A 10,801-nucleotide genomic window follows, 5' to 3' on the forward strand; every position below is an offset into this window, starting at 1 on the left:
GCAACGGTGCTGACGGGGAGGAACTCTGATGAAGGCACATGTCCACACCGCTCGCCTGCCCTTGGTGGCCGCTGCGACCCTTGGTCTGTTCGCATCGATGCTCGTGGCGACGCCAGCGCAGGCTCGCGGGGAGCTCTCGGATGCGGAGGCCCTGCGAGCCGTTGCAGCCGCCGAAGACGCGCTCGGACTGGTCGATGACGTTGTCGCAGACGGGGGCAGCGTCGTCCGCGACGGCGAGAAGGTGTCGGTGAACGGATCGAGCGTGACCATGGGCGAGGTCGGCACCGCACCGGCAGGGACCGCGCCGCTGTACGCGAGCGATCAGCTGGACGACACGACGACCCGGCTGTCCGCGGTGATGACATCGGCGCAGACGGCCGCGCCCGCCTGGACCTTCGAAGAAGGTACCGAGCTCTCCGTGCTTCCGGACGGACGGGTCAGTGTCGCGGAGGCGGACGGGGACCTCCTGGCCGGCCTCGCGCGCCCCTGGGCGGTCGACGCGAACGGCCGTCGGTTGCCGACGAGCTACTCGGCGTCGGGGAACGTGTTGACACAACACGTCGAAGTCGATTCGAGCACAGCGTTCCCGGTGATCGCGGATCCCACCTTCACGGTCTTCCCCGGCTACTGGACGGCCACGCTCAACCGGAGCGAGAGCGCCGCGGCGGTGGGGACGGTCGGCAGTTGTGCCGCCGTCTTCTCCAAGTCCCCGGTTCCCGCACTGCGCGCGCTCACCATCGCCTGCGGTGCGCTCGCAGCGTTCAGCGCGGCGCAGCTGGCTGGCGGCAAGTGCATCAAGATCCACGTGGCCGGTTTGCCACCGTTCGTCGGGACGTGGTGGCCGACGTTCCCGAAGTGCTAGGACGGTGGGTGTGGTCCTCGTCCTGAGCGCGGCCGCCGGCATCGTGTTCGGAGTCGCCTCCGCCAGGGCCAGCCGGGGGGTCGGCACACTGCTCGCGAGCACGCCGTTCCTCGCGTGGTTCGTCGCGCTCGCGGTCGTCGCCGCAGCGGGCACGACCGATTCAGGCATGAGGGCGCTCGGGCTCGCGATGCTCGGGATCCTGCTCGGTCTGTTCGCGGGACAGGCGCTCGTGCGCCGCAGGCGGAGGTCTCGGCGGCGTTGACGGCGACTGACGCGCCCTGCCTGACGGAGCCCGCGTCAGCGCCGCGCCCGCGGGTGCGACGTCTGGTACACGTCCCGCAGCATGTCCGCCGTCACCAGCGTGTAGATCTGCGTCGTCGCGACGCTCGCGTGCCCGAGCAGCTCCTGCACGACCCGCACGTCCGCCCCGCCCTCGAGCAGGTGCGTCGCGAAGGAGTGCCGGAAGGTGTGCGGCGACACGTGCTCGGTCAGGTCCGCGGCAGCTGCGGCCGCCTGGATCACGAGCCACGCGCTCTGCCGGGAGAGCCGAGCGCCCCGCGCCCCGAGGAAGAGCGCCGGCGTCGCGTGCCCCCGCGCTGCGAACAGCGGCCGCGCCCGCACCAGGTACGCGTCCACGGCGGCCCGCGCGTAGCTGCCGAGCGGCACGATCCGCTGCTTGTTGCCCTTGCCGGTGACCCGCACCACGGAGACGTCGGTGTCCTCGTCGGAGTCCTCGTCCACGGCGGCGAGCGTCGTCACGTCGTCCACGGAGAGCCCGACGGCCTCGGAGATCCGGGCACCGGTGGCGTAGAGCAGTTCGAGGAGCGCCCGGTCCCGGAGCTGCACCGGGTCGTCGCCGTCCACGGCCTGCAGCAGCCGCTCCATGTCCTCGACGGAGATCGCCTTCGGCAGCCGCATCGGCGCCTTCGGCGGTCGGACGGACGCGCCGGGGTCGAGCGGCAGCCAGCCCTCCCCCGCGGCGAACGTGGTGAAGGATCGCACGGAGCTGAGCATCCGCGCGATCGAGCGCGGGGCGAGCGGTGCGTCCCGCGTCGCGAGGTGCTCCACGAACCCGGCGAGGTCGGCACGGGCGAGACGCCCGACGTCGCCCACGACGGCTGCGCCGCCGGCCCGGTCCGCGCCGGACGAGTCGACCGTCGGCTGCGTGGCGATCCACGTGGTGAACGTCGCGAGGTCCCGCCGGTACGCCGCCAGCGTGTGGTCGGACAGCCCGCGCTCGATCGCGATGTGCCGCAGGTACGTCTCGGCGGCACGGTCGAGGGGGATCACCCGACGAGGCTAGCGCCGCTCGAGCGCCTCCACGGCGAGCGCCGCGACCAGGAGCGCGGAGTTGTGCAGCCGCCCCTCGAGGATCCCGGCGACGATCTCCGACCGGGGCACCCAGCGCTTCACGATGTCGGCCTCTTCATCCGACCGCTCGAACGCCGAGTCGGTCGCCCGGACACCATGGGCACGGTAGATCTGGATGAACTCGTCGCTGCCACCCGACGAGGTGTTGTACCGCACGAGCGGCTCCCACTGCTCGGCTTCGACGTCCGCCTCTTCCGCGAGCTCGCGCTTCGCGGCGACGACCTCGTCCTCGCCGTCGATGTCGAGGAGCCCGGCGGGCAGCTCCCAGTCGCGCAGGTGCACGGGGTGGCGGTACTGCTGGATGACGAGCACGCGGCCCTCGTCGTCCTCGGCGTAGACCGCCACCGCACCGGTGTGGTCGACGTACTCCCGCACCATGCTGCCGTCGCCGTACGCGACGGTGTCGCGGCGGATGTTCCAGACGGCGCCCTCGTACACGAGGTCGGACGACGTCACGTCGTAGGAAGCGGTCACATCAGCGATGGGTTCGTCAGTCACCACCCCATCCAACCAGCGCCCGCCGTGGAGGCCACCACCGAACGACGGGAGGCCCGGTGCCGGAACAGCACCGGGCCTCCCGTCAGGACGTGGCCGGGACGCGACTACGCGACGTCGACCGACTCCGTCTCCGACTCCGGGTCGAACAGGCGCGTCGCCTCGTTGCGCGCGATCGCGGCCTCGACGAGGCCCGCGAACAGCGGGTGCGCGTTGTTCGGACGCGAGCGCAGCTCCGGGTGCGCCTGCGTGCCGATGTAGAACGGGTGCTCCGCACGGTCCAGCTCGACGTACTCGACCAGGGTGCCGTCGGGCGAGGTGCCCGAGAACACCAGGCCGGCGTCCGCGATCTGCTGGCGGTACTTGTTGTTCACCTCGTAGCGGTGACGGTGACGCTCCGAGGCCTCGGGCGCGCCGTACAGGTCCGCTGCGAGCGAGCCCTCGGTGAAGTGCGCCGGGTAGAGGCCGAGGCGCATCGTGCCGCCGAGGTCGCCACCGGCGATGATGTCCACCTGCTCCGCCATCGTGGCGATGACCGGGGTCGGGGTCTCCGGGTCGAACTCGGAGCTGGACGCGTCGGCCAGGCCGGCTTCGTGGCGGGCGTACTCGATGACCATGCACTGCAGGCCGAGGCACAGGCCGAGCGTCGGGATGTGGTTCTCGCGGGCGAACTTCAGCGCGCCGAGCTTGCCCTCGATCCCGCGGACGCCGAAGCCACCGGGGATGCAGATGCCGTCGACGTCGCCGAGCTGCTTGGCCGCTCCCTCGGGCGTGGTGCAGTCGTCGGAGACGACCCACTTCAGCGTGACCTTCGCGTTGTGGGCGAAGCCGCCGGCCCGGAGCGCCTCCGTGACGGACAGGTACGCGTCCGGCAGGTCGATGTACTTGCCGACCAGGGCGATCGTGACGTCCTTCTTCGGCTCGTGCACGGCGCGGAGCACCGGGTTCCACGAGGTCCAGTCGACCTCGTTCGCCTCGAGGTGCAGCGCGTCGACGATCACGCGGTCGAGCCCCTGCGTGTTGAGGAGCGTCGGCAGGTCGTAGATCGAGGGGACGTCCACGGCGTTCACCACGGCGTCCTCGTCCACGTCGCACATCAGCGCGATCTTGCGCTTGTTCGCGTCGGACACCGGGCGGTCACTGCGGAGCACGAGCGCGTCCGGCTGGATGCCGATCGAGCGGAGCGCTGCGACGGAGTGCTGCGTCGGCTTCGTCTTCTGCTCGCCGGAGGCGTTCATGAACGGCACGAGCGACACGTGCACGAAGAACACGTTGTTGCGGCCGAGCTCGTGACGCACCTGGCGGGCCGACTCGATGAACGGCTGGGACTCGATGTCGCCGACCGTGCCGCCGACCTCGGTGATGATGACGTCGGGCTGCGGGTCGTTCTCCGCCTGCTCGCGCATCCGGCGCTTGATCTCGTCGGTGATGTGCGGGATGACCTGCACGGTGTCGCCGAGGTACTCGCCGCGACGTTCCTTGGCGATGACCGTCGAGTACACCTGCCCGGTCGTCACGTTCGCCGACTGCGACAGGTTGATGTCGAGGAAGCGCTCGTAGTGCCCGATGTCGAGGTCCGTCTCCGCACCGTCGTCGGTCACGAAGACCTCGCCGTGCTGGAACGGGTTCATGGTGCCCGGGTCCACGTTGAGGTACGGGTCGAGCTTCTGCATGACGACCTTGAGGCCGCGAGCCGTGAGGAGGTTGCCGAGGCTGGCTGCCGTCAGGCCCTTGCCGAGAGACGAGACGACCCCGCCGGTCACGAAGATCTGCTTCGTCACCTTCGGGGTCGGGTTGCTTGCCTGGGTACCGCTGCTGAGAGTGTCCGCCACGGGATTCCATCGTACGTCAGAACTGCCGGGAGGCGCGACCCGCGTTCGCCGTGCGCGTGTCCGCCCGGCCCGTGGCCGGTCAGGCGGACTGGGCTGCGACCTCGAGCAGCTCGCGAGCGTGCTCCATGCCACTGGCGCTGTCGCCGAGGCCGGAGAGCAGGCGCGCCATCTCCTGGAGGCGGTCGTCCCCTTCGAGGCGACGGACGCTCGACGAGGTGACGGCACCGCTGGCGTCCTTCACGACGTTGAGGTGGTTCGTCGCGAACGCTGCGACCTGCGCCAGGTGCGTCACGACGATGACCTGGGTGCGCTCGGCGAGCTTCGCGAGGCGTCGGCCGATCTCGATCGCCGCCGCGCCGCCGACACCGGCGTCCACCTCGTCGAACACGAACGTGGGGACGGTGGTCGATCCGGCCATCACGACCTCGATCGCGAGCATCACGCGGGAGAGCTCACCGCCGGACGCCCCCTTGCCGATCGGACGCGGGTCGGTGCCGGAGTGCGGCTGCAGCAGGATCGCGACCTGGTCACGGCCGTGCCGGCGGTACTCGCCGGCGTCGGTGACCTCGACCACGAGGGTCGCGCCGGCCATCGCCAGGGTCTTCAGTTCCGTCGTGACACGCTTCGCGAGGTCGCCGGCGGCCTTCGTGCGTGCCGCGGTCAGCGCGGTCGCCGCCTGCTCGAGCGCGACCTCGTCCTGCGCGACGGCGTCCTGCAGCGCCACGATGCGGTCGTCGTCGCCGTCGAGTTCCAGCAGCCGGTCGCTCGCCCGCTGCCCGAAGGCGATGACGTCGTCGACGGTCTCGCCGTACTTCCGTGCCAGACCGGAGAGCACCGCACGGCGCTCGTTGATGAGTTCGAGGTCGTGGCCGGCTTCGGGTTCGAGCGAGCCGAGGTAGCTCGACAGGCTCGCCGAGGCCTCGCTCGCCTGGATCCCGAGCTCGGTCAGCTGCTCCAGCACGGGCTGCAGCGTGCTGTCCGCCGCGGCGACGCGCTCGATCGCCCGGCGTGCTGCTTCGACCAGGCCGATGACGTCGGTGCCGTCGAGGGACTCGGAGGAGATCGCCTCGTGCGCGAGGCTGGCGGAGAGGCGGAGTTCCTCGAGGTTCCCGAGCCGGTCCGCGCGTTCCTGGAGCTCGGCGTCCTCGCCGGGCTGGGGTGCTGCGGCTTCGATCTCGTCCGATGCGGCGCGGAGTCGTTCGGCTTCGGCCAGACGGTCGTCGCGGTCCCGGGTCAGCGTCTCGAGTTCACCCGCGTGTGCCTGCCACGTGTCGTACGCCGCGACGTAGCGGCTCAGGGCCTTCTCGACCGCCGCGGCACCGAATCCGTCGAGCGCGGCGCGCTGGGCGGTCGACGAGGTCAGGCGGATCTGGTCCGACTGTCCGTGCACCGTGACGAGCTGGTCCGCGAGTTCGCCGAGCACCGCGACCGGAGCGCTCCGGCCGCCGACCGTGGCACGACTGCGGCCCTCGGCGGAGACCGTGCGGGTGAGGATGAGTTCGCCGTCCTCGACGGTGCCGCCGGCATCCTCGACGCGTTCGGCGACCGCCGCGTGGTCCGGGACGACCCAGCGTCCTTCGACCACGGCGCTCGAGGCACCGCGGCGGACCGAACCGGCATCGGCGCGCGCACCGAGCAGGAGCCCGAGCGCGGTGACGATCATCGTCTTGCCGGCCCCGGTCTCACCGGTGACGACCGTGAAGCCCGGCCCGAGCTCGAGGGTAGCGTCGCCGATCACGCCGAGGTCCGAGATCGAGATCTCCTCGATCACAGGCTGCTCCCGTGGTCGTCGTCGTGCTGCGGGCCGCGCCATCCCGCGACGGGCAGCTGGAACTTCGCCACGAGCCGGTCGGTGAACGGGGCGTCCTTGAGTCGGGCAACCCGGACGGGTTCCGGTGAGCGGCTGACCTCGATGCGCGCCCCCGGCGGCAGGTCGTGGGTCCGGCGGCCGTCGCACCAGAGGACGCCGACGCCGCTCGTCCGCCGGAGCACCTCGACGGCGAGGACGCAGTCGGGCCCGACCACGATCGGCTTCGAGAAGAGCGCATGGGCGCTGAGGGGCACCATGATGAGTGCATCGACGTCCGGCCAGACGATGGGGCCGCCGCCGGAGAACGAGTACGCCGTCGAGCCGGTCGGTGTCGAGATCACGACGCCGTCGCAGCCGAACGACGAGAGCGGACGCCCGTCGACCTCGGTCACGACCTCGAGCATGCGTTCACGGGAGGCCTTCTCGATGGTCGCCTCGTTCAGCGCCCAGGACGAGTAGACGATCTCCTGGCCGACGACGACGTCGACCTGCAGCGCCACGCGTTCCTCGACGTGGTAGTCACCGGAGAGCGCGCGCTCGACGGTCTCGGACAGGCCGTCGCGCTCGCTCTCGGCGAGGAAGCCCACGTGCCCGAGGTTCACGCCGACGATGGGCGCGCGGGTGCCGCGGACGAGCTCCGCCGCACGGAGGATGGTGCCGTCGCCCCCGAGGACGATGACGATCTCGAGGTCGTCGCGCTGCACGTCGACGCCGAGGATGTCGACCTGACCGACGGTCGCTTCGGCACGTCGGATGTCCGCGTACTCGTCGAAGGGCATCACGGGCGTCAGGCCGGCCGCGTGCAGGATGTCGCAGACCTCGACCGCAGCGTCGATCGAGTCCCGTCGGCCCGTGTGCGAGACGAGCAGGATGTGCCGTTCGTCGCTCATGGAGCCCCTTCCGCCAGTTCGGTCGCGCGTCCGATCCATTCTGTCGGATTGGACCCTGCGCCCCGCTGGAGACGCGCGAGGTACTCGTGGTTGCCGTGGGTCCCGATGATCGGGGAGGCCACGAGGCCGGCGGTCCCGAGGCCGAGGTCCCATGCCGCCCAGAGCACGTTCATGAGGGCGTCGTTCCGCAGTCCGGCGTCACGGACGATGCCCTCGCGCACACCACCCCGGCCGACTTCGAACTGCGGCTTCACGAGCAGCACGAAGTCATCCGCCGGAACGGCCTCGACCAGGGCGGGCAGGACGATCCGGAGGCTGATGAACGACAGGTCCCCCACCACGAGTGCGGTGTCCGCGGCGGCGGGGTCGAGCGCCAGGTAGTCCGCGGCCGTCAGGTTCCGGGCGTTCACCCCCTCCACAACGGCGACACGCTCGTCGAGTGCCACGACCGGGTCGAGCTGGCCGTGCCCGACGTCGAGCGCGACCACGCGACGAGCGCCGCGCGCGAGGAGCACCTGCGTGAACCCGCCCGTGCTGGCGCCCACGTCCAGCGCGACGAGGCCGCTCGGGTCGATGTCGAAGGAGTCGAGCGCGCCGACGAGCTTCAGCGCGGCGCGGGAGACCCACTCGTCACCGGCGTCCACCACGATCTCGGCGTCCGGGCCCACCGGCGTCGAGGACTTGGTGACCGGTGCACCGTCCACGCTGACACGGCCGGCGGCGATCAGCTTCGCGGCAGCGGTGCGGGACTTCGCGAGTCCGCGGGACGCGACGGCGGCGTCGAGGCGCGCCGGGGCGACCTCGACCGGTGTCGTCCCGGTCTGGAGGTCGTCAGGCACTCGCCGTGCCGCCGCTCTCGAGTCGGGTGCGGAGTTCGTCGTGCAGACCCGAGAACACATCGGCACGATCCGTCAGCGGGAGCGCTTCGGCGTCGTGTGCGCGCCGGGCGACGTCACTGCCGTCGACGTCATGCGGCGCCGCGGGCTGCTGCTGCTGGGGGTCGGTCGGCACGTCCGTCACGCTACTCGCCGCCGTAGAGCTGGGGGTCGACGTCGAGACCGTAGATGGCCAGGCCGGAGTCCCAGATGGCGGTCGCGCCAGCACGGAGCAGGTTCATCGGGTCGTCGCCGGCACGCTCCACCCGGATCACGTGGGCACGCATGCGGACCGTGGCGTCGCCGACGGTCACGAAGCGGGTGCCGTCGTCGCCGTCGTGCCGATGGGTCACCGGGTAGGGCTCGGACAGACCGCGGAGGTCTTCCAGCACGAACGTGGGACGCGAGCGCTCGTCGGCCGCGAGGACCTGCTTGGCCTTGTCGATGCCTGTGAGCACGAGGACGCTCGGGATCCCGGCGTCGTTCGCGCCCTTGATGTCGGTGTCGAGCCGGTCGCCGATGAACAGCGGACGCTCGCCGCCGAAGCGGGCGAGGGCCGCGTCGAAGATCGGGCGCTCGGGCTTCCCGGCGACGACCGGCATCCGGCCGACGGCCTGGTGCACGGCGGCGACCAGCGTGCCGTTGCCCGGGGCGATCCCGCGCTCGACCGGGATCGACCAGTCCATGTTCGTCGCGACCCACGGCACCGCGGGATCGGCGAGGGCGAAGGACGCCTCGGCGAGCTGCTGCCACCCGAGGTCCGGGGAGAAGCCCTGGATCACCGCTGCCGGAGCGTCTTCCGCGCTCGACGTCACCGTGAAGCCGGCCTGCTCGACGATGCTCGTCAGGCCGATGCCGCCGATCACCAGGATCGTGGAGCCCGCCGGCACGAGCGTCGCGAGGAGCCGCACGCCCGCCTGGGAGCTCGTCACGACGTCGTCCGGGCTCACTTCGAGGCCGTAGCGCTCGAGGTGCTCAGCCACGTCGGACGGGCGCCGCGACGCGTTGTTCGTGATGTAGCCGACACGGGCGGTGAGCGAGGCGCGGGTCAGCGCTTCGACCGCGTGCGGGATCGCGTTGCGGCCGCGGTAGACGACGCCGTCGAGGTCGGTGAGGACCACGTCGACGCCGTCCGTCGGTGGACGCGGGGTGTCAGTCGGCTGCGGAGCCGTCGACGTCCCGGGGGTTGTCTTCGTCGATCTCGCCGAGGTCGTCGTCGCCGGGCTCGTCGACGTCGCCGAGGGGCTCGAGCTGGTCGGGTTCGCCGGACTCGTCGGCTGCGGGCTCGTCGAGCTCGTCGTCTGCGCGCTCGTCGAGCTCGTCGCCTGCGGGCTCGTCGAGCTCGTCGTCTGCTGGTTCGTCGTCGAGTCCTTCGACTTCGAACGCTTCCTCGACCACATCAATCGTCTCCCAAGAGTCCTCGTCAGCTGCTTCGGCGAGGGCCTCTGCAGCACGGTCGACACGGGCCCACCACTCGTCGGCCTCGTCCTGGCGGCCGAGCTCCTCGAGCGTGGCCGCGTAAGCACTGTAGAGCGCCGGGGACCAGCTGTAGGCCGTCGACGGGTCGAGCTGTGGAATCTCCAGCTCGCCGAGGGCAGCTGTGGGGTTCCCGAGGTCGAGGCGGGCACCGGACATCGCGATCGCGAGTTCCACCTGGACGCCGGGCTCGAGCGCTGCACGGTCCACCGAGCGGCCGAGCTCCAGGGCACGCTCCGGCCGGCCGAGCCCGCGCTCGCAGTCCACCATCATCGGCAGCTGGTCGTTGCGGCCCGAGATCCGCCGGTAGGTGCGGAGTTCACGGAGCGCGGTGCTGAAGTCGCCGAGCCGGTAGGCCGTGATCGCCGCGGTCTCCCGGACCACCGCGACGCGACCGGCGCGGCGGGCTGCGCTCAGCGCGTGCTGGTTCGCGAGCTCGGGGTCCTCGTCCACCAGCAGCGCGGCGGTGACGAGGTGCTTCGCCACCCAGTCCGCGTTGTCCTTGCTGAGGGTCTTGAGCTCGGCGCGGGCCTGCGGGTGCAGGTCGCGGGCCTGCACCTCCTCGGGGATCTCCGGGTCCTCGTGACGCGGGCGGATCGACTTGGTGCCGTAGGGGTCGCGGTCCTCGAAGTCGTCACGTGCTGCCTCGCCGAAGCGGGCGCCCGGGCCGCGGTTGCCGTCGCCGAAGCGCCGACGCTCGTCGCCGCCGCCGCGGGTGCTGAACGAGCCACGCTCGGGACGGTCCCCGTCGCGGCGAGGCCGGTCGGAGTTGTACGACGGACGATCTCCGTCACGCCGCGGGCGGTCGTTGCCCCCGCGGAAGGGACGGTCACCATCACGGCGAGGCCGGTCCGAGTTGTACGACGGACGGTCACCATCACGGCGGGGCCGGTCGGAGTTGTACGACGGACGATCCCCGTCACGGCGGGGCCGGTCGGAGTTGTACGACGGACGGTCGCCGTCACGGCGGGGCCGGTCGGAGTTGTACGACGGACGGTCGCCGTCACGGCGGGGCCGGTCGGAGTTGTACGACGGACGATCCCCGTCACGGCGAGGCCGGTCGGAGTTGTACGACGGACGGTCGCCGTCGCGGCGGGGCCGGTCGGAGTTGTACGACGGACGGTCGCCGTCACGGCGGGGCCGGTCGGAGTTGTACGACGGACGATCCCCGTCACGGCGAGGCCGGTCCG

Annotated in this window: 11 protein-coding genes; 2 read left to right on the top strand and 9 right to left on the bottom strand. The window is 71.4% G+C overall.

Annotated elements, in window-relative coordinates; translation table 11 throughout:
* Positions 1–28 precede the first annotated feature (28 nt).
* Together EDF55_RS16180 and EDF55_RS16185 are read left to right on the top strand one after the other, a co-directional pair.
* Entirely contained in the window at positions 29–862 is an 834-nt protein-coding gene (locus EDF55_RS16180; RefSeq protein ID WP_123655966.1) for a hypothetical protein, read from the top strand.
* Positions 863–872: 10 nt separating this feature from the next.
* Entirely contained in the window at positions 873–1,124 is a 252-nt protein-coding gene (locus EDF55_RS16185) for a hypothetical protein (RefSeq protein WP_123655967.1), read from the top strand.
* 35 nt (positions 1,125–1,159) lie between these two features.
* Here the strand turns inward: EDF55_RS16185 and EDF55_RS16190 are convergent, their stop codons facing one another.
* The 9 genes from EDF55_RS16190 to EDF55_RS16225 form a co-directional block, all read right to left on the bottom strand.
* The gene (locus tag EDF55_RS16190; RefSeq protein WP_123656030.1) at positions 1,160–2,149 is read right to left on the bottom strand and encodes a site-specific tyrosine recombinase XerD; all 990 of its coding nucleotides are present in this window, start codon (positions 2,147–2,149) and stop codon (positions 1,160–1,162) included.
* Positions 2,150–2,161: 12 nt separating this feature from the next.
* Positions 2,162–2,731, bottom strand: coding sequence for an NUDIX hydrolase (locus EDF55_RS16195; protein WP_123655968.1), 570 nt, complete (start codon positions 2,729–2,731; stop codon positions 2,162–2,164).
* Between the two features lie 104 nt (positions 2,732–2,835).
* The gene (locus tag EDF55_RS16200; RefSeq protein WP_311316792.1) at positions 2,836–4,560 is read right to left on the bottom strand and encodes a CTP synthase; all 1,725 of its coding nucleotides are present in this window, start codon (positions 4,558–4,560) and stop codon (positions 2,836–2,838) included.
* Between the two features lie 79 nt (positions 4,561–4,639).
* On the bottom strand, positions 4,640–6,331 hold the full coding sequence (gene recN, locus EDF55_RS16205) for a DNA repair protein RecN (protein ID WP_123655969.1): 1,692 nt from the start codon (positions 6,329–6,331) through the stop codon (positions 4,640–4,642).
* Positions 6,328–7,260, bottom strand: a complete 933-nt coding sequence (locus EDF55_RS16210; protein ID WP_123655970.1) for an NAD kinase — start codon at positions 7,258–7,260, stop codon at positions 6,328–6,330. The genes recN and EDF55_RS16210 overlap by 4 nt, the downstream gene beginning before the upstream one ends.
* The gene (locus EDF55_RS16215) at positions 7,257–8,099 is read right to left on the bottom strand and encodes a TlyA family RNA methyltransferase (RefSeq protein ID WP_260233366.1); all 843 of its coding nucleotides are present in this window, start codon (positions 8,097–8,099) and stop codon (positions 7,257–7,259) included. The genes EDF55_RS16210 and EDF55_RS16215 overlap by 4 nt, the downstream gene beginning before the upstream one ends.
* Positions 8,092–8,271, bottom strand: coding sequence for a hypothetical protein (locus EDF55_RS18920; RefSeq protein ID WP_148070811.1), 180 nt, complete (start codon positions 8,269–8,271; stop codon positions 8,092–8,094). The genes EDF55_RS16215 and EDF55_RS18920 overlap by 8 nt, the downstream gene beginning before the upstream one ends.
* Positions 8,272–8,281: 10 nt before the next feature.
* Positions 8,282–9,256 carry an HAD-IIA family hydrolase gene (locus EDF55_RS16220; protein WP_123655972.1) on the bottom strand — a complete coding sequence of 325 codons (975 nt, stop codon included), beginning with the start codon at positions 9,254–9,256 and terminating at the stop codon, positions 8,282–8,284.
* A gap of 31 nt (positions 9,257–9,287) precedes the next feature.
* Entirely contained in the window at positions 9,288–10,169 is an 882-nt protein-coding gene (locus tag EDF55_RS16225) for a hypothetical protein (RefSeq protein WP_260236087.1), read from the bottom strand.
* Positions 10,170–10,801 lie beyond the last annotated feature (632 nt).

The organism is Curtobacterium sp. ZW137, assembly GCF_003762905.1.
In the GTDB taxonomy this organism is placed as follows: domain Bacteria; phylum Actinomycetota; class Actinomycetes; order Actinomycetales; family Microbacteriaceae; genus Curtobacterium.

What these genes read in the sequence shown, in the direction of transcription:
- EDF55_RS16210 (WP_123655970.1), bottom strand. Translation starts at nt 7,260, where the DNA reads ATGAGCGACGAACGGCACATCCTGCTCGTCTCGCACACGGGCCGACGG.
- EDF55_RS16180 (WP_123655966.1), top strand. Translation starts at nt 29, where the DNA reads ATGAAGGCACATGTCCACACCGCTCGCCTGCCCTTGGTGGCCGCTGCG.